The following is a 19,520-nucleotide window of genomic DNA, read 5'->3' as shown; positions in this document are numbered from 1 at the left end:
CCCCTTTTTTGTGTATACTAACTTATTCCGCAATAGCGGGGTTTAGATTGGATGCTCTGTAGGCAGGAACGCCATTAATGAGTGCGGTTCTTAGCTGAACATATCGTAAACCATAATAGGAGGTTGTACTACTCATTCCCGATGAAAGTACAGTTATTTTATAATATGAAAAAGGAATCTCATTACTAAATTGATAGGTTGTTTTTGCAGTGGTTGGCAAAGTTTCGACTTCACCTAACCTAAACCAATTTTCTCCGTCTCTAGAGCCGTGAAAAGAAAATGAAAGTATAAAAGCTCGAGAAGATGGCTGAGCTAAAAGAATATCATTGATCGTCTTACCTGTATCTAATTTAAAGATGATTTCTCCACCTTTACCGTTTAAGCTGCTTTCCCAATAGAGATTATTATCAATTAAAACATTTTTCGGAAAAGTATTTTTGGAATCTCCGTTGGTTGATACATTTTCCTCTGCTATAACAACAGGATCCATGGAAAAAGTATAGTTGTCTGGATTTTGACTGAATTTTGCCATGTTGAAATTCCTCCTTAAGTTTAATTTTTGAATGTGTTGAAAAGGTTGATATATATCATTTATATGAAACTCTCTATGAATATATTCCTTGATCATGGAATGCATACTAGTGTTTAAGCGGTCTGACATCATAATAGCAAACTCATTTGCGGGCGGGGAGTTGCATGTTTAGAATATAAATAACTAAATGAGGTGCGAGAAAGGAAATGGATCGAATATGAAAATATACACTTATTATTTGGGAAATGGCATATTCCCTTTGGATTGGGAAGTTTGTTTTAGTACTGTTGAGGAATATAAAAGAAAATTATTTGAGAAGTACACCGCTTCCCAAGAATACAATGATTTTGTAATAGGCGGATTTAATGTGCTTACCGACAAAATAGATGCGATTTTGAATTATGCTTTAGAGAACTTTCGAAAAGAATTTCCTCATAATTATGAGTTGCGTTGTCCGGCTATGATATTCCCGTTGCCAAGAGGTGATGAAAGTAATGGTGCTGAGTTTGCTATTGTTTTAAAACGTGATGAAGATGGAGATACAATGGTCTATTCTCCACTCCCATTGTCATATTTAGAAAGAAGTTAATACTCTACTGGAATAAAATGGGAAATCAAGTGATGAATAATGTAAAGCTATCCCGGGTTTCTCTCTGCCTATATGGAGTGCGTTGATTTGTGTCGAAGAGATTTCTACGTTTCGGATCAAGTATTGGAAGTTGCTCTAGAAAGATTTCCGGCAAATTGTTACAGAGCAGTTTTCGGAGTACAGGCACGGATGGGCACCTGCCTACATACAATAAACAGACCGCAAGCCCGGTAAGTAACAAAGGCCGGTAAGTTCGCAACTACCTCAGGAGGTGTCATCCGTGCCCGGACTATTTAGCGCTATCACTCTGTTCATCAAGGAATTGACGCTACTCGTTTCCTACGTGAAAAACAACGCTTTTCCGCAGCCATTGACTGAGAAAGAGGAAGCTCGACACCTAAAGCTTTTTGCCGAAGGCAACGCACACTCTCGTAACACACTCATTGAACATAACCTACGGCTGGTGGCCCATATTGTGAAAAAATTCGATAACACCGGTGAAGATTTGGAGGACCTTATATCCATCGGCACCATCGGACTGATCAAGGCCATCGAAAGCTTTCAGACCGGGAAAGGCACCAAGCTGGCAACATTTGCAGCCCGTTGTATAGAAAATGAAATCCTGATGCATTTACGATCCCTGAAAAAAACACGCAAAGACGTATCACTTCACGATCCTATAGGGACTGATAAGGAAGGCAACGAGATTACTTTGATTGATATCCTCGGCACCGAGGCGGACGATATTGTAGATAAAGTACAGCTCAAAATCGAGAAGAGTAAAATCTATCGCAACCTGGATATTTTAGATGAGCGTGAAAAAGAAGTAGTTATTGGTCGATTCGGCCTGGAAGCCGGAGGTGAAGAACGTACACAGCGGGAAATCGCCAGAGAGCTGGGGATTTCGCGTTCGTATGTGTCCCGCATTGAAAAGCGTGCATTAATGAAGCTGTACCATGAATTTTACAAGCAGAAGGGGTAATGGATAAGGAGATATATGAACCCACTTGAGGCCCTTTACAGGGCCTTTTTAGGTCTTTTTCATAATTCAATTACTTGCTTCTTTACGCTGAAAAGCGCTAGGGAATTTTCCTATAAGTGTGGTTACTCGTTCAGCTAGTTGGCTCTCTTGGATTGAATTTATTTCCCTACATATTCATCCAAAAAGTGATCTACTCTTTTGAAATATTCAGTGGGGTAATGGTTGATGGCATCGATGTGCTCCGTATTTTGCGGGTACCATACTTCTGCTTTTGGGTTATCTTTTAAGGACTCGTAAATAATTTCTGTATTTTTATAACTAATTTGCTGATCTCCAGTACCATGAATGAGCATAACTGGCTTGTCTTGCATCTTTTTTACCGCATCCATAGGAGATATGGAATCAAGATCAACCTTAAAGGCCCAATTTGCCATCCATGTCGATGTATAACTGAATGGAAACGCAGGTAAACCTGAAAAGAAGGGCAAACCCTCTCTCAGAAATAGACCAGCATTACGAAAAGGACTATCCGCAATTACGGCTTTGATGTCATCACTTTCACTTGCGGCTAGCAAAGAAGTAGCAGCACCCATTGAAAAACCGATAACTCCAATGTTATCACCCGTATGGTCTCTCGATTTTAAATAGCTTACAGCTCCTAGCAAATCATATTTTTCATTGAGGCCCAGCGTAATCAAATCACCATCGGACTTACCTTGTGAACTGAGGTCAAATGCCAATACATTGTAGCCTTTCGGAACGAAGTGCTCTACTAACTTTTGGGTCCGCCCTTTGACTAAACGATTGCTCGTATATCCATGGACGACAATAATCGTTTTACTACTTGATTTACCAGAAAGACCACTTGCAGGAAAGAAGGAACCTCTAATCGTATTATCATTTTTTTCACTCTTGAACTCGACCTCTTCATAGGGAGTTTTATCGATATTCAATCCGTAGCTGACATTAGTGTCTCTAGGATGGTGCAACAAGGTGTCTACTACTTTATAAGATATAAAAAATACAAGAGCCGTCACAAGCAAAAGCACGATCCCTAGGCTCCATAAAATTTTCTTTCGTTTTTTCACACGAACGTTAAATGTCAGATCGGGTTGTAATGATGCTTGACTCATTCAGACTCCTCCAGTTTTTCTTTAGGTTGTATGGGTGCGAACAAATAAAAGGCATGCCCCTTCAGATTTTCCCACTCGGGATGATGAATAATACTTTCTCCAAGAGTTAAGCCCACTCCATTTAAGAAAGAGATATAGGCACGAGAGATCATTGCTGGAGAAAAGCTTTTGTTGAATTCTCCCATTAACTGTCCCTTGGCATAGACGCATTCGATCGCATCTGTCATTACCTTTATACTTTCAAGGACCTTCTGTGTAAGTTCGGGGAATTTTACTCGTTGTCCTAAGACAGATTGAACAAGCCGCAATTCATTTATATAGGAGTAGATATGGTTGAATTGTTCTGTCACCATGCTCTTAATCAATACGCCCGGCGTCCCCTCTTGTTGTAGACAAGCAAGCGATTTCGCCTGAATATCAGCCAGCGGCTCAAGGACAGCGGCGTAGTATAAAGCTTCTTTGCTGGGGAAATATTGAAAAATGGTTCCAGGAGTCACTCCCACACTCTGCGCTATGATCGCCGTTGTGGTGTTAGAATATCCACTTTCTGCGAACAGGACAACAGCTTCTTCTAGGATACGTTTACGCCGCTCCAGTCTTTTTTCTTCATTGATGGGTCTTGCCAAATGTATTCCCCTCTCTTTAAATTAATTAAATGATCGATTATTTAATTAATAATATATCTTAAATTATGACATATAGCAAGAGTGAAATTTATCTTACTTACGAGCAGGATGAACCTCAACATATAAAAATAAGCCGAAGGCTGCCCAACATGCGCCTCCGGCTTGTTTTATCAGGTTATTTTGGATGAGTACACGCTCCACCTTCCTTAAATGAATAAAACAATGAATATTTAGAGGATCTCATACCCTTCGGTACCATCGGCCTGATGAAGGACATTGAAAGCTTTCAGACTGGGAAAGGCACCAAGCTGGCAACATTTGCAGCCCGTTGTATAGAAAATGAAATCCTGATGCATTTGCGATCTCTGAAAAACATGCAAAGACGTATCACTCTTACGGAACGCAGACGTAGAGGCGAGTCAAAATTTTCGCACGATGACTCTACGAGAAAATTTGTTTATACTTTAACTACTTAATAGTGAATGTAATGGATATGAGGTGGAACTAATGATTCTGGTAAGTTCGTGTTTGGCGGGCATGAAGGTACGATATAACGGGACGGATAGCCTGGATTTATATATACAGAAGTTGGTAGAGGAAAAGAAAGCTGTGACAATCTGTCCTGAGCTTTTGGGGGGCTTTGTGACTCCGAGAGAGCCTGCTGAGATTGTTGGAGGGACAGGCGAGGATGTGCTGAACGGCACAGCCAAGGTGGTCGAGTTTTCAGGCAACGATGTCAGCGATATGTACATTAGGGGTGCGTACGAAGCCTTGAATATAGCCAGAGAGGTTAACGCAACGCATGTTGTTTTAAAAGAAAACAGCCCGTCCTGCGGATCAGCAGCAATATATAATGGGTCATTCGAAAATCGTAAAATAGCTGGTAATGGGGTAACCTCGGCTTTGTTAAAAAAGGAAGGCTTTAAGGTCATATCGGAAGAACAAATTTCGGATATTTTCTTGGATTAGAATATGTAATGGTAAATCAAGCGCCTTGCTAGCTTACAGGCTTATACCTGCGGAGCGTAAGACGCTTGTTTGTGCTGTATGCCGCTATATGATATAGACATCACATTATTTAAGCTTTAATGCAAGAATTCCTAGGTATTCCTTGAGGGCTGTTCCGGTTGTAGACATGGCCCCAGCAGACGGCGAGAGTTTGCCAGCATACAGTGACAGCTTTTCACTTGCCAGATAGTCGGTAGGATAAGCTACGACCTGCATGTCTGCACGCTGAAATTCCATTGCAGCACGTGGCATATGGAAAGCGGAGGTCACCAGAACAGGTCTAGTGAGTTGATGTTTTTTTAAAATTTGCGATGTATATACGGCATTTTGCTGTGTGTTCAAAGAACGGTTTTCGATCAGAATGTCCTTTGCCGGAATACCGAGTCCCAGTAACTGTCTTTGTGCAATATTCGCCTCATTACCACTGTCTCCAAACACTTGCCCGCCGGAGAAAAGAATGGGTATGCCTGTTGCTTCATGCAATCTGGCCGCAGTGAGCAGTCGATTGGCCGCAGATCCTAGCAGATTGCCTTGTCCATTGATGTCAGGGGTTCCTTCTGTGGCTCCGCCCCCAAGTACGACAATGACATCACCTTGAATGGTACGGGGCTGTGGGTACTGTTTTTCCAGGCTACTGATTAACAAATCTCCAGCCAAATTGGTCGAGGAAACATACAGCAGCAATGTGACAAGAAGCAGTACGACCGCAGGTATACGTGCCCTTTTCCATAGCCAAATCACGAGCCCTGCCATCACGAGGATGAACAAACCGGGAGGGAGCACAAAGCTGTACAAAAATTTGATGATATAAATCAAGTGCAGACAACCTCCTATCCTTATAAGCTTTATCTGTCTTTTTGGTATATTGTAACATAGGCAACTGACTGGATTCCTCTGTCCGAAGACATACCTCGATGAACAAGCGGGCATGAAAGTTGGAGCTTTCCAATACATATTTTTTGTTTGATAAAGTTGTTCTGTAGGCGTAGTATATAAAGTCTAGTGATTTTTTTCATAGAGGAGCGATAGCGTCATGGGAGAGTTAACGACAGCCAAGCGGATGATGATGATCGCGCTACTGGTTGTATTGTGGGGCATTTCTTGGCCCATTTATAAAGTTGCATTGGAATTCACACCTCCACTGTTGTTTGCAGGACTACGTACACTGCTGGGCGGTCTGCTATTGGGAGTGATTTTAGTACCGAGATGGAATCGCATTCGTTGGAAAGAAAATTGGCGGGTGTATGCTATTTCAGGTATTTTTAACGTGGTATTGTTTTATGGTCTGCAAACGGTGGGACTGATGTACGTCCCCTCTGGCTTGTTTTCTGTGCTGGTATATCTCCAGCCTGTACTGGTCGGCATTTTTGCATGGATGTGGCTAGGGGAAGCGATGTCCAGACTTAAAGTGCTTGGATTGGTCATCGGATTTTTGGGCGTTGCGGCTGTCAGTGTCGGCGGATTTTCAGGACATGTGGCTATGGCAGGTGTAATCCTCGCCATTATTACAGCCGTGAGCTGGGCATTGGGAACGGTATATGTGAAAAAAGTAAACCAGCGTGTGGATTCGCTGTGGCTGGTTGCATTTCAATGTACACTGGGAGGCGTCGTGCTGACGGGAGCTGGAACGGTAACGGAAAGCTGGTCAGATATCGTATGGAATGTCCCGTATGTGTCAGGGCTGATATTCGGCACGGTGCTGGGAATTTCTCTTTCCTGGTTGCTGTATTTCACACTTGTTAATTCAGGGGATGCGAGCAAGATTGCATCTTATACGTTTTTGGTGCCTGTGATCTCGGTGTTTGTCAGCTCGTTGGTGCTGGGCGAAGCGATTACGGCTTTCCTGCTGATCGGGTTGATCTTAATCGGGCTTAGCATTTATTTGGTGAATCGCAGAGTGAGAGTAGTACGGCAAGCTTGAAAATAGGATATGGTACAAGCAAGGACTCTGCGCAGGTAGCAGGGTCCTTTTTTAGAGGATTTTAACACCTGTCCGGCGAATTTTTAGGAAGAATGAAACGGGTTCGGCTGAAACGAATTTGATCTATAAGGAGGGGTTCAAGCATGATCCAGCTTCAAAATGTCAAACGGTATAAGTCTGCCAAGCGGATAATAGTTGCATTTGTTTTATTGGCAAGTGTGGCAATCGGACTGAACGATGGAGAGTTTGCTCAGGCAGCGGGAACTTCTGCATCTATAAAGCAAGGTCAGAGAACTGCAAGTGTCCGTGTTTATTTTAACGGAAATATGATGTCGTTTCCCAAAGGAGAGTCATTCATTAACAAGGGACAGGTCATGATTCCTATTACAGATGCTGCTCTGCCAGGAATAGCCACGGATTATGACCCCAAAACACAGACGCTTACACTTACCAATGGTATAGCCAGTCTGGGTTCCGGTCGAATAAAGGCTAACTCCAATATAGGTTTTGTACATAACAGGAAGGTTACTTACGACGTTTCAGCCAGTAGCATTCGTGGAACGCTTTATGTTCCTCTGGCATTTATCAGTGATGTGGTCGGAGGCAAGCTCGAATGGAAGAAAAACGAACGAATGGCTAGCATAAGCTATCCTCAGTTGGTTGGGGAATCGGAGGAAAGCAAGGGCTATTTGCTGGATGCAAGCAGCGGAGTATTGTACCGTAAAGAGGATGGCGGCCGTATCCGTGCGCTCAGTCCAACAAATATTAAATTGAAAGAAGATTATTTTGGCATGACGAAAATCATTTCAACCAAGGTTACGGAGGATGCAGATTTGGTTACGGTATGGCAAGCGTATGGCGAGCCCATGATTAATGACGATTTTTATACGCTGTTCGTCCAGAAAGGAAAGGTACTTCGTCAGGCAAAGGCTCATTATTGGAATTTTAATGCCAACAATATCAAGCTTTATAATGGTAAAGCAGTCATGAACGATGGACAGACCGTTCGTCTGATTGACGCTAATGGTTCTGTAAAAGAAATATGGAATATGGGGAAGCTTTCCGGTCGTTTGAAGGACAGCTTTGCGGTGGAAGGCATGGGCGAGGGGTTTATTCTTGCCAGATCGAATGATGAGGGCTTTTTAATATTAATTAATCTTAAAACCCACCAGTCATTGTTGGTGTATGAGTTGCTTCAATTAGCTCCTGAGCAACTGAACGGATTCAGGGAAGATGGTATTAAGTTTATGGGTCAGAACAAAAATGACGGTGAACTGCGCTTCGAGCTACATGATAGTGAAGGACGGCCTCAAACGTTCAATTATGCTTTGTGAATGGGTTTAAGGCGTCGATCAGACGCCTCTTATTACATAAAACTTCACAAATATCCGAATTGTTCACTCCTCAGGACACTCCTTTGTTCATGAAGCATGAGAGGCTTCACTTTTTATTTTGAATGCGTTTACATAAAATATAGTTATACGGCGGCAGTGCTACAAACCTTGCTGTCGGCAACGTATACAGAGGGGGAGTGACTCACATTGAATCAGCCTATGCCCAAAAATTCTGCAATGCTTACAGCGGATTCCCGCCTGAACGGTAAGAGGCTGGGAACGGGTAGAAAACACGGTTTTTTCTATGAACTGTTCCGCAATCGAGTATTATTTCTGATGTTGTTGCCCACTTTAATTTTTTTCTTCATTAATTCCTACATTCCTATGGTGGGTATTTATTATGCATTTACCCAGTTCGACTTTAATACCAGCCTGTTTGATGCCAAGTTTGTCGGACTCCAAAATTTTCGCTTTTTATGGCAATCCGGCACGCTGACAAAACTGACATTGAATACGGTCGGATACAACGCAGCGTTTATTTTACTTGGTAACGTTTTAGCGATTGTTCTCGCTATTTTGTTGAATGAGTTGCGAGGCCGCTACTTTAAAAAGATCGCTCAATCTGTGATGTTCCTGCCTTATTTTGTTTCTTTCGTTATTCTAAGTGTCATCGTGTATAACATATTTAATTATGATAATGGTTTTCTGAATACGCTGCTGCTGCAACTTGGTGGTGAACGCGTGGATGTATACAACAAACCATGGGTATGGATTTTCCTGATTATCCTGTTCTATTTATGGAAAAATCTTGGCTACAGTATGGTGATCTATCTAGCAGCGATTACAGGTATCAGTGACGAATATTATGAGGCAGCGAAAATGGATGGAGCCAACATTTTTCAACGAATCTGGTACATTACCGTTCCTATGCTTAAATCGACATTCGTTGTGCTGCTGTTGTTTGCGCTTGGTAGTATTATGAAAGGACAATTTGATCTTTTCTATCAGTTAATCGGCAACAATGGGGTGCTGTACAGTACGACGGATATTTTGGACACTTATGTGTACCGATCGCTGAAAGTGACTTTTGATGTGGGTATGGCTTCGGCGGCAGGCGTATACCAATCATTGTTCGGCTTTGTACTGATCATGACCGTGAACTATATCATCCGTAAGTTGAACGACGAGTATGCCTTATTCTAGAAAGGAGGACCCAAACGGATGGCGATCAAAGAGGATGTATACACCCGAATTTTTAAAATTATCTCTTATGTGATTATCATTATGGCTTCCATTGCTTGTTTACTCCCGTTCCTACTTATTATTTCGGCTTCACTGACCAGTAATGAATCGATTATCAGGGATGGATATCACTTTATACCACAGCAATTCTCACTGGAAGGTTACCGGACGGTGTTCACCTTTCCTGAAGAGGTGTTAAGGGCGTACGGGGTGACGATTTTTACCACGGTTGTAGGTACGACGTTGGGCCTGTTCCTGATGACGATGGCAGGATATGTGCTGGCACGCAAAGATTTTAAATACCGCAATGCGTTTTCCTTCTATATTTACTTTACGACGCTGTTCGGGGGCGGGTTGGTACCTTGGTACATTATGCTGACGAAGTATTTAGGATTGCTTGATACGTATACAGTGCTTATTTTTCCGGGATTGATGACTCCGTTTCTGATCATTTTAATGAAAAACTTCATTCGTTCTTCCATGCCGGAAGAGCTGTTCGAGTCCGCTAAAATAGATGGTGCAGGTGATTTTAAAATTTACTATCGAATTGTACTGCCTTTATCCACACCGGGTATTGCCACTGTGGGGCTGTTTCTGGCCTTGGCTTACTGGAATGACTGGTTCTCATCCTCACTCTTTATTAACGATCCGCATAAATACCAGTTGCAATATTATCTGTATAATGTAATTAACTCCATGCAATTTATCGCTCAAATGGGTGCAGGTACTGGCGTATCCCTTTCCAGTGATATGCCGACAGAATCGACGAAAATGGCAATGGCGATCGTGGTTACTGGACCCATTTTGCTGCTGTACCCGTTCATTCAGCGTTACTTTGTCAAGGGGCTGACCATTGGCGCGGTAAAAGGCTGAAGCGACACTAACGGGCTGAGATGGCATAACGTGCTGACGGTATGCCATCAAAGCAGCACTTTTTGTAAGCGTTTTATTTAAACAGACTACCATTTCAAAGGGAGGATTCACATGACATTCACAAAGAAAAGAAAACAACGCATGTCCATCCTGATTGCAGTAATGGTCATCATGGCGCTATTAGCCGGATGTGGAGGCGGTAGCGGAAACAGCGCACAAAAAGCAAATGGAGAGGATGATAAATCCCAAAAAGTGCAGCTGCAATTTTATATGCTGGGTGATGCTCCTAAGGATCTGTCTACCATTGAGGCAGAGATTAATAAGTTGGCGGAAAAAGATCTGAATGCCACCGTCAAATTTAACTATACGACGTGGACAGACTGGGATCAAAAATATAAGCTGTTATTGTCTTCGGGTCAGCCTATCGACCTGATATTCACTGCAGATTGGACGCAGTATCAGGCCTATGCCAAGAAGGGCGCATTCCTGCCGCTAGACGATCTGCTGCCTAAGGCCGCACCTGCCCTGCAAAAATTTGTGCCTCAGGACATGTGGGATGGAGTTAAAATCGGAGGCAAAATTTATACCGTGCCTGGCACGTATAAAGAGTATGTCACTAACGGCTTTGTATGGCGTGAGGATTTACGAGAGAAGTACAATTTGCCTAAACCGACAGATATCAAAAGTTACGAGGCTTATATGGATGGGATACGTCAGCATGAACCAAATATGAAAACCGTATCTCTGAACAGCGATATCAAGGGAAATCTACATGACCGATATACCGAATTAGTAACGAAGAGTATAGGTGCCTTGCCTTATGGCATTGGTATTAAATATGAAAAACCAACAGAGGTTTATAAATTTTGGGGCTCGGATGAGCAAAAAGAAGAGCTGAATACTTACAAACGCTGGGCCGATAAAGGATTCATTCCCAAAAATGTATTAAACGTAAAAGATACGCTTCAGGATCAAGTGACTTCTGGTAAAGCAGCGAGTATTTTCGGTGACAATCCAACCCGGTTTAATGATATGGTCATTAAGCTCAAAGCATCTCACCCGGACTGGAAGCTCGAGTATTACCCATTCCCTTTGACGACAGGTTATGCAACTCCAGTGCATCCGATTCATAACGGCTTTGCAATTCCAAAAAGCAGCCCAAATCCGGCGCGCGCATTAGCTTTTTATGAAAAGCTTGTGACGGACAAACGCTATAACTTGCTCACGCAATATGGTATTGAAGGCAAAAACTACGAAGTCAAAGATGGTTACTACCATATGATAGGTAGCGGCAGTTCTAATGGATTTTCACGCGAAGGTATGAACAGTTGGGCTTGGCGTAACCCGGAATATATGCTGTTTGATTCAGGCTTTGACCGTGTGAAAAAGATTTTTGCTGAGCTGGATAAAATTCAGAAGCCTGACCTGTTTACCGGCTTTGCAGAGGACTACACAACCTACCAAGCAGAAAAAGCAGCTCTAGAACAGGTTGAGAAGCAATATCTGTATCCACTCCAAGCTGGACTGATCGACAATGTAGATCAAGGCTTGCAGACCTTCTTGCAAAAGGCAAACCAAGCTGGTTTGGAGAAAATTCAAACCGAATATACAAAACAATGGGAAGCTTATGTAAAGGAGAAGGGGATTAAATAAAACCTAAAGAATTGTGATAAAGAAGAAAAGCAAGTCTCCAGAAAGTTGGAGGCTTGCTTTCTTGATGTCAGTTTACTTATTGCGCATTTGCTCTAGAACGGCGAAAATCTGTCGGTGTTACGCCCAAGCTACGTTTGAACATGCGATGGAAATAAGAGCTGCTTGCAAATCCGGTTTGTTCTGCTACGTCAGCCACGGACCAGTCGGTCTGTTCCAGTAACTCACAGGCCTTGCGAATACGGAGTTGTTGGATGACGTCCACGATAGTAGACATGGTCTGTTGCTTATATAGCCTGCTGACATAGATCGGCGACATATCCAGCTCTTCCGCAATCTGATTGAGACAAAAATTGGGATCCGTATAGGCCTGCTCCATTCGTTCATTAATTTGTCGCACCAAACGTTCCTGTTTCGTGTTTCGTTTTTCCGATAGACTGGAGCGAATATGATCAAAGACCAATTGATAATGATCAATAAGGTTTTCAGCGGTCTCTAACCGATCTGCGGATGGTAATTCAGGTTTAGATTCTATAGCAAATCCATTGAGCTCACTGATATGCCGAACAGCATTATTCACACTCATGATGAGCCGGGATATCGCCTCTCGAATAGAGGAAAACGGATATTTTTCCATATGCATCAATAATTCTTTGATCATACTGTGTGCATCCTCCGTATGACCAGACAGTAGCATATCCAGCATTTTTTTCTCTTTATCGGCTGGATATACGTAAGTATTTTGGATATCTTCGTCTGTAGTGTTTTGCGCATTAATAATGCAGCCATGTCCCTGAAAAAATCGGTGCATAGATGCGTCTTGTACCTGGCGGTACAGCAAATGTAGCCGTTCTGGTTGACTCGTGATGGCACTGTAAGTCAGTGAAACGCTCAGCTTCAAATATTCAAAGCAAGCTTCGCGTATTTGGCGTAATAAAGTTTCTAGTAGTACAGTGTCTGTATGTTCTGCGGGATCGAGAATGTTAAGCATCAGCAGTACACTGTCCTCATCCATATCAACAGTCTCCACCCGGTACGTCTGTCCGCATATTTCAGAAGCAATGTTCATAATTGCAAACTTATAGGGTAGCAGATCAGGTCCACGTTCGCTTTGCCATCGGGTATATTCATCTATGCGTAGCAGCACAAGGCGGTAGTCTTTGTCGAACTGGAACGTAATCCCAAGCTCGCGCAATCGTTCCGGTTCTTCACTGGCAGGGATATTTTGAATTCCCCGAATCACATTTCTTAAAATGTTTTGCCGGATCGTGTACATACTGTTTCGTTTCTCCGATTCCAGTGAATTCATATGCACAACGATTTGGCCAATAGGCGTATACAGCATTTTGGACAGCAGCCACGAAGCCACGAATCCTGCCAATGCAATGATGGCGGCTATCAGTAACATCGCATTACGAATAACACTCGCCATTTTGATAACGCTTTCATATGGTGTGACACTAATATACTGCCAACCTAGTCCGTCCGGGGAGGTGTAGGAAATGAGTGATCTTTTACCATGAAAGTCTTCTACAAAATAGCCTGTTTCTTGTTTTTTGACTCTCGTATGCAACCATAGCTGCTCTTTTTCGTTCAAAGTTTCGTCTGTCAATGTTGTACCAGACAACAGCCTGCCCTGATCGTCTAAAATATAAGCGGTCCCGCCTGAGATTGGATTCGCCGCCATTTCCTTGTTCATCCAGGCCGCCGACACATTCACAATCACAGCCGAATTTATCGCTTCGTTCGAGTTAATTGCGTCATAACATAAATACGTATAGGCTGCGATATCTGGGCTTGCTTGCTCTACTCCAGCTCTGGAGTCTGAGGCAGTCAGCAGCGGATACGTGCGTGGAATAGGCGTAAAGGGTTTATAGTCCTGATAATGATCCAGTACGCGAATGATATCTGTATCAGCCAGTTCATGTTTGCTGAATAACCCGTTTTGACCTTGTGAAGACGCAATGTAGAAGGTGCCGCTTTTAGGGTTAAACACGTAGATGGATTCGATATACGGCATGGAGTTAAGATAATTGTTCAATTCGGTCATGGCAGCGGTTACATCATATACATTAGGTTTGGGATAATACAACAACTTGGATAGGGTACTGCTGCGATACATTTGGAATGCCAACGATTGAGCGATAGATGTCATGTTAATAACCTCTCTGCTTCTCAACGTCAAGCTGTTGTGATTGGCCTCGAATGCCTGCTCCTTTTCCACACGAATATAGTAAAAATAATACACAGTGGTGGATACCAGCAACGTTAGCGTAATACATAACGTAATGCTGACCAGCAATTTGCTGTGAAGCTTATGATGCTTTTTGAAATTGCTCATTTGAACAGGCCTCCTGTCTGTGTGCACGTAGCTGTAAAGTACACCCTATTTATGTATTCATTATACGTGTGATCTTGTGAACAGGACAGTGAACAAACCGATTCTTTGTGAAAAATAATGATTTTTCGTTAAGCAGCTAACCCGTTGGTCAAGTACCGATTTCTAGGTTGAGCCGGAAATCCTCCAGCTAATCTCTTGTTATTTGCATGCCAATGTTTTATATTGACATAATAGTAGGTCAAAAATAAAAGAGGTGAACGGACGAGATGAGTCCACGCACGAAGGAACAAAACGAAGAGATTCGACTGCGGCGTCTGGAGCAAATCCGGAAAGCCGCTGCCGATGTATTTTTGAATAAGGGGCCTTTACTGGAAATCCGCGATGTGGCCGCGCAGGCGGGACTCGGCTATGGCACGGTATACCATTATTACAGCAATAAGGGCAATTTGCTCTACGATCTGCTATGGGATGCGTTGGAGCGGGCCGGGGGATGGCTGGAGGCCTCGTTAGAGGCTCCGCTGAAGGTTCCGCCGGAGGTCCCGCACGTTTCGGCTTCGGGGGAGGAGCCGGCGGGCGGGCATTTTGGCTTGGCTGATGCGGCGGACACTGGGATCTCGGCTGCCGCAGAGCTTGGCCCCGTTGCCGCTGCCAGCGTCCGGCTGCTGCAGCTTTGGGCGGAGGACCACGCCCTGTACCTGCTGCATAAGCTGGCCGGTGAGGGCTTTGCCTCGCTGCCTGAAGCGCGCTCGGTCCCGCTCTCGGCCGCCTTTCGCCGGGAGGTGCTCGCGCCGTTTGCCACGCTGCTGGAAACCGGGTGTGTGGCGGGCGGGTCTACCGCTTCCGGCGAAAACGCGACGGAGCCGTCGTATCGGCTACAGCGCGCGGAAATGCTGCTGGCCGCTTTGGTCGGTTGCGCCGCGCTTTCGCTTCGCCGCGGAAAGCTGCACGAGGAGGCCAGGGATATCGTCCGACTTTTAAAATTATAGAATGGATAAGGAGCGAACAAACAAAGATGATTATTTTAAAATCACCTAGGGAAATCGAAGAGATGAAGCCGGCGAGCCAAATCGTTGCGGACTGCTACCGCGAGGTGGCCAAACTGATCGAGCCTGGGATCACCACCCGGGAAATCAATGACTTTGTTGCCAGACACATCACCAAGCTGGGCGGCAAGCAGTTTACGAAAGGGTACAACGGTTTCCCCGCCGAAACCTGCATTTCGGTCAATGATGTGGTGGCTCACGGCATTCCTTCGAACCAGATGCTTATGGACGGCGACTTGCTGAAGCTCGACATCGTCGTGGAATACGGCGGATGGTTCGGCGATTCGTGCTGGTGCTATGCGGTGGGCAATATCCGGCCGGAGGCGCAAAAATTAATGAAGGTGACAAAGGAATGCTTGGATCTGGGGATCGCCCGGGCCCTCCCTGGGGGCCGGCTCGGCGACATAACGTCGGCGATTCAACAGCATGCGGAAGCGAACGGGTTTTCGCTCGTACGCGATCTGCTGGCCCACGGGATCGGACGGAGCCTGCATGAGGAGCCGAGCTACGAGCATATCGGCGTAGCCGGCAAAGGCATTCGGTTAAAGGAAGGCATGGTGTTTACGATTGAACCGATGGTCAACGAAGGTACGTTTCGTATCACGATCGACGACGATCAGTGGACGGCGAGGACGGCCGACGGCAAGTTGTCAGCGCAATATGAGCATACGATCGCAGTCACGCCGGACGGACCGCTGATTTTAACGGCCCAGTAAGAATAAAGGCGAACGGACGGGAATGCGTCATTTCAGGAAATAAGTCGCCAACCCGGCCTGTTTGGCCTGACGAAAGTTCGTAATCCGAAACCACGAAAAAGCGCTGGGCCTACCTGGATCAGCGCTTTTTTTGCATGGTTTGAAACTTTTACCGATTTACGGAAAACCGTTTCCCCGGGGAAAATGGCCTAGAAGTAAAACACTCCCATTAGCCTAGGGGATCGATCCTGAAATAACGTAAGCAAAGAGAGGCAGTACTTCATCAGTCTGGAAATTGAACGTTACCTTTAACGATATAGGCTTGGCCTGTGCCATTTTCCGCTAGAGCTGGGATGGTATCGTTGAGCACGGCACCACGAATGTCCGTAATCCTTATTTTCAGAGGCTGTTTTCCTAAGTTGGTACCCAAAAAGTGGTTGTAATCCTGTTTTTCGAGATTGAGCCATTGTCCGTTTTGTTGGACTTCCATCTTCAAGACCGGATATTTATGATTGCGTACTTGAATGGCTGCCCACCATTGGCTGCTGCCTTCTTTAATACGGTAGGAGACATTGCCGCTAACCGGAGCTTTGACAACTTTCCACGAAATATTAATTTTTCCGTCTAATTGATTGCCAATCAGGTTGAACGCGTTCGGGGACAGATCGAGTGCGCCACTTGGACCTTCGGGGTAAAGATCAGTTACATATACGGTTGTTTTCCCTTTGGGACCTTGAACTTCCAAATAGGCTCCAGCTAATGCAGCTTTGATTCCGTTATAATTCAGTTGTGTGCTGTTAAGCGCTGTGATTTTGGCATCCGAAGGGATGGGATCAAGTAGTAATGCCCCTCCAGAGTAACCTGATCCCGTATATGTGGCGTAGCCTGTGTATGTATCATTCCAAGCAGCTGAAGCGGGAAGGGCGAATAATACAAGACTTAACAACGATGTCAGACCGATGGTTTTGAACTTTCGGAACGTCGATTTTTTTCGCATAATCATTTCCTCCTTATTCATTTAATAGATTCATATAGTAAATATAAACACTATATTACCTAATATTTCAAATTGTACAATAGGACTTTGAGGCAAAAAGAAAATATTGAAGATGTTTGTCAACTTACTCATAGGCCATATGTCTTGTTTTTTTGGGAAATGGTTGAACGGTGCTCTTTTTCGCAGAAAGTTTGCAGGGCAGCCGATAATTTCAGGAAGATGTATCCTTATAACACAGGACAGGGCTGACTGGAGAGTAAGGACAGAGGAGGGGATTAATAATAAGGACGAATGTCTTCTATGCACCGCCAGTAAAATACTTTAGAGCGATTAAACTAGGACTTTTGAATGAAGTCTTTTAAATAGAATAAGCGAACTATTGTTCTCCTTTTGTTTGTCGTATACAATCGAATCATGCTGATTCAAATGGAGTGATGTTGAACTCTGCTGTATGCTGCAACGAAAGGATGTTTTGCACCATGATGGGAAGAGCCCATTTGATTATTGGAACCGGGGTCTCCCTGTCGGTATTAGCTCTAAGTGGATACGAAGTGACCCCGGCTGCCGTGGCAGCTGCTGTGGTCGGTTCACTGTTGCCGGATATTGACGAGCCTAACTCCATGCTCGTGAGCCGTGCGCTGCCAACCAAAATGCTTAGACTCATACAGCTTCTAATGATTGGGGCTGCTGGTTGGGTATTTTTCACTCGTTTGGCTCCGCCGCCATGGAATCTTGTTCTGGCTTTGCTGATGATTAGTGCTTCTTTTATGCCTTCACGATCCATGCGCAAGGTTATTATCTTTCTAATTGGTATCGGCCTCGCCTGGTATGGAGAATCATATGCACCGTGGAATTATATCGCTGGGTGTCTGCTGATCATTTGTACGCTAGTCCCACACCGGGGGTTAACTCATACGGTATACGGGACAGTCGCATGGACTGCGCTGCTTTATGGTACAACACGTTTGCACGGTGACAGCATATGGCTGGCTGGAGGTATGGCGTACTTGCTGCATTTACTGGCAGATTCCTTGACGAATAATGGAATTAAACCTTTGCCGCCGTTCAAATGGAAGCTGCGATTTAAATTGATGAGTACCGGAACCCGGAAGGGAGCTAAGGTAGAAAACGTCTGCATTGCTCTAACTGCTGTACTTGTAGTGATTGCTTTGCTTCGTTATAAGCATTTGATTTGAAATGTTCTATCTTTTGTTTCTATTAAATTAAAAAAACAGTCAATGCACGTTGTACGTGTCTTGACTGTTTTTTATAGATAGCGATTCTCTATTACACCTTAAGCTCGTTCAATAATGGTATTCAGCGTTGTACGATCCAGGTTTTGAACCAGCTTGATGATCAGCTCTTTGGCTGCATCATAATCATCAGTGTGAATAATAGACGAGGAAGTATGGATGTATCGTCCACAGATGCCTATGACGGTGGATGGCACGCCAATTCCGCTCAAGTGCACTTGGCCTGCATCGGTTCCCCCTGTGGAGATGAAATATTGATACTTGATTTTGTGAGTTTCCGCCATGTCTTGCACGTATTCCACAATCCCGCGGTGTGTAATCATACCCGGATCAAATACCCGCAGCAGTGCGCCTTTACCGAGGTGTCCGTAAGCATTCGGGTCACCGCCCATATCATTGGCTGCACTGCAATCCAGTGCAAAGAAAATATCGGGCTGAATCAGATTGGCCGCTGTGCGTGCACCGCGCAGTCCTACTTCCTCCTGAACAGTGGCCCCCGCATACAATGTATTGGGAAGCTTGTCTTTTTCTTTATGTAACGCTTCAAGCAGTTCAATAGCCAAGCCTACACCGTAGCGGTTATCCCACGCTTTAGCCATGATTTTTTTAGGATTTGCCAGTGGTGTGAAATCACAGATTGGCGCTATGGCTGTTCCTGGTACGATCCCCAGATCCTGAGCTTCCTGTCTGCTGTCTACGCCAATATCCAGATACATATGCTTGATGTCCATAGGTTTACTGCGTTGCGATTCATCCAGCAAATGAGGCGAGATAGAGCCAACTACACCGATAACTGGGCCTTTTGGAGTCAATACTTGAAGACGTTGTGACATGATGGCTTGACTCCACCAGCCTCCAACCGGCTGAAAACGAATCATTCCATTTTCCGTAATACCATTCACGATAAAACCGACTTCATCCAGATGGCCTGCCACCATTACACGTGGTCCACTCTCTTGACCGCGTAGCACCCCAAAAAGACTGCCCAATCGATCTTGCACGATTTCATCGGTATAGCCGGATATCCGTTCCTTAACCCATGCCCGTAACTCTCGCTCATGCCCAGGAATGGAAGGAAACTCCGTTAAGGTTTTAAACAATTCCAATGTTTTTGATTCCATGATGTATACCTCACTCCTTATTAATTAACCAGTGGTCGTCATGTATTTAGTATGAATGGATTTGTACGGAATGTCCACGATATCATTTTCCTGACATAACATTTCTCCAAAAAGCTCATAATGAAAAAGACCCAAGCAATTCGAACCGCCAAGCGCGAAAATTTACAGATAAGGGGTGGT

General features: G+C 44.3%; 18 protein-coding genes and 1 pseudogene. 12 read left to right on the top strand and 7 right to left on the bottom strand.

Annotated elements, in window-relative coordinates:
• Positions 1-22: 22 nt before the first annotated feature.
• Positions 23-532 carry a discoidin domain-containing protein gene (locus tag MKY98_RS17425; protein ID WP_069010434.1) on the bottom strand — a complete coding sequence of 170 codons (510 nt, stop codon included), beginning with the start codon at positions 530-532 and terminating at the stop codon, positions 23-25.
• A gap of 217 nt (positions 533-749) precedes the next feature.
• Here MKY98_RS17425 and MKY98_RS17420 point away from each other — a divergent pair, with 217 nt between their 5' ends.
• Positions 750-1,121, top strand: coding sequence for a hypothetical protein (locus tag MKY98_RS17420; RefSeq protein WP_029515399.1), 372 nt, complete (start codon positions 750-752; stop codon positions 1,119-1,121).
• Between the two features lie 280 nt (positions 1,122-1,401).
• Positions 1,402-2,103, top strand: coding sequence for an RNA polymerase sporulation sigma factor SigK (gene sigK / locus MKY98_RS17415; protein ID WP_069010435.1), 702 nt, complete (start codon positions 1,402-1,404; stop codon positions 2,101-2,103).
• A gap of 158 nt (positions 2,104-2,261) precedes the next feature.
• On the opposite strand, the gene MKY98_RS17410 is transcribed toward sigK, so the two are convergent.
• Together MKY98_RS17410 and MKY98_RS17405 are read right to left on the bottom strand one after the other, a co-directional pair.
• On the bottom strand, positions 2,262-3,236 hold the full coding sequence (locus MKY98_RS17410) for an alpha/beta hydrolase (protein WP_029515398.1): 975 nt from the start codon (positions 3,234-3,236) through the stop codon (positions 2,262-2,264).
• Positions 3,233-3,862: a TetR/AcrR family transcriptional regulator gene (locus MKY98_RS17405; RefSeq protein ID WP_029515397.1), complete on the bottom strand. Its 630-nt coding sequence runs from the start codon at positions 3,860-3,862 to the stop codon at positions 3,233-3,235. The genes MKY98_RS17410 and MKY98_RS17405 overlap by 4 nt, the downstream gene beginning before the upstream one ends.
• Positions 3,863-4,086: 224 nt before the next feature.
• Between MKY98_RS17405 and MKY98_RS17400 the strand changes: the two are divergent.
• Positions 4,087-4,257: pseudogene (locus tag MKY98_RS17400) on the top strand (sigma factor); the annotation flags it as partial.
• 112 nt (positions 4,258-4,369) lie between these two features.
• Positions 4,370-4,831 carry a DUF523 domain-containing protein gene (locus MKY98_RS17395; protein WP_069010436.1) on the top strand — a complete coding sequence of 154 codons (462 nt, stop codon included), beginning with the start codon at positions 4,370-4,372 and terminating at the stop codon, positions 4,829-4,831.
• A 105-nt stretch (positions 4,832-4,936) separates the two neighbouring features.
• On the opposite strand, the gene MKY98_RS17390 is transcribed toward MKY98_RS17395, so the two are convergent.
• On the bottom strand, positions 4,937-5,686 hold the full coding sequence (locus tag MKY98_RS17390) for a YdcF family protein (protein WP_069010437.1): 750 nt from the start codon (positions 5,684-5,686) through the stop codon (positions 4,937-4,939).
• 217 nt (positions 5,687-5,903) lie between these two features.
• On the opposite strand from MKY98_RS17390, the gene MKY98_RS17385 reads away from it, so the two are divergent.
• From MKY98_RS17385 to MKY98_RS17365, 5 genes are all read left to right on the top strand, one after another.
• Positions 5,904-6,791, top strand: a complete 888-nt coding sequence (locus MKY98_RS17385; protein ID WP_069010438.1) for a DMT family transporter — start codon at positions 5,904-5,906, stop codon at positions 6,789-6,791.
• 143 nt (positions 6,792-6,934) lie between these two features.
• Positions 6,935-8,125 (top strand): copper amine oxidase N-terminal domain-containing protein, encoded by a 1,191-nt coding sequence (locus MKY98_RS17380; RefSeq protein ID WP_069010439.1) that lies wholly within the window; start codon positions 6,935-6,937, stop codon positions 8,123-8,125.
• 207 nt (positions 8,126-8,332) lie between these two features.
• The gene (locus tag MKY98_RS17375) at positions 8,333-9,328 is read left to right on the top strand and encodes an ABC transporter permease (protein WP_069010440.1); all 996 of its coding nucleotides are present in this window, start codon (positions 8,333-8,335) and stop codon (positions 9,326-9,328) included.
• Between the two features lie 18 nt (positions 9,329-9,346).
• Positions 9,347-10,240: a carbohydrate ABC transporter permease gene (locus MKY98_RS17370; RefSeq protein WP_029515392.1), complete on the top strand. Its 894-nt coding sequence runs from the start codon at positions 9,347-9,349 to the stop codon at positions 10,238-10,240.
• 111 nt (positions 10,241-10,351) lie between these two features.
• A complete protein-coding gene (locus MKY98_RS17365) occupies positions 10,352-11,893 on the top strand; it encodes an extracellular solute-binding protein (RefSeq protein WP_029515391.1) in 1,542 nt (513 codons plus the stop codon).
• A 76-nt stretch (positions 11,894-11,969) separates the two neighbouring features.
• Here the strand turns inward: MKY98_RS17365 and MKY98_RS17360 are convergent, their stop codons facing one another.
• Entirely contained in the window at positions 11,970-14,231 is a 2,262-nt protein-coding gene (locus MKY98_RS17360) for a helix-turn-helix domain-containing protein (protein WP_069010441.1), read from the bottom strand.
• A 266-nt stretch (positions 14,232-14,497) separates the two neighbouring features.
• On the opposite strand from MKY98_RS17360, the gene MKY98_RS17355 reads away from it, so the two are divergent.
• The gene (locus MKY98_RS17355; protein ID WP_069010442.1) at positions 14,498-15,217 is read left to right on the top strand and encodes a TetR/AcrR family transcriptional regulator; all 720 of its coding nucleotides are present in this window, start codon (positions 14,498-14,500) and stop codon (positions 15,215-15,217) included.
• Between the two features lie 26 nt (positions 15,218-15,243).
• On the top strand, positions 15,244-15,990 hold the full coding sequence (map, locus tag MKY98_RS17350; RefSeq protein ID WP_029515388.1) for a type I methionyl aminopeptidase: 747 nt from the start codon (positions 15,244-15,246) through the stop codon (positions 15,988-15,990).
• Between the two features lie 262 nt (positions 15,991-16,252).
• Here the strand turns inward: map and MKY98_RS17345 are convergent, their stop codons facing one another.
• Complete coding sequence (locus tag MKY98_RS17345; protein WP_069010443.1) at positions 16,253-16,966, bottom strand: expansin EXLX1 family cellulose-binding protein; 714 nt, start codon at positions 16,964-16,966, stop codon at positions 16,253-16,255.
• 479 nt (positions 16,967-17,445) lie between these two features.
• Between MKY98_RS17345 and MKY98_RS17340 the strand changes: the two genes are divergently transcribed.
• On the top strand, positions 17,446-18,162 hold the full coding sequence (locus tag MKY98_RS17340; RefSeq protein ID WP_069010445.1) for a metal-dependent hydrolase: 717 nt from the start codon (positions 17,446-17,448) through the stop codon (positions 18,160-18,162).
• 98 nt (positions 18,163-18,260) lie between these two features.
• On the opposite strand, the gene MKY98_RS17335 is transcribed toward MKY98_RS17340, so the two are convergent.
• On the bottom strand, positions 18,261-19,340 hold the full coding sequence (locus MKY98_RS17335; protein ID WP_069010446.1) for a M42 family metallopeptidase: 1,080 nt from the start codon (positions 19,338-19,340) through the stop codon (positions 18,261-18,263).
• Positions 19,341-19,520: the final 180 nt, after the last annotated feature.

The organism is Paenibacillus sp. FSL M8-0228 (assembly GCF_038007385.1).
GTDB classification, from domain to species: Bacteria; Bacillota; Bacilli; order Paenibacillales; family Paenibacillaceae; genus Paenibacillus; species Paenibacillus polymyxa_D.
Note: the sequence above shows the minus strand (reverse complement) of the source record. Positions and strands in the feature narration are given on the sequence as shown.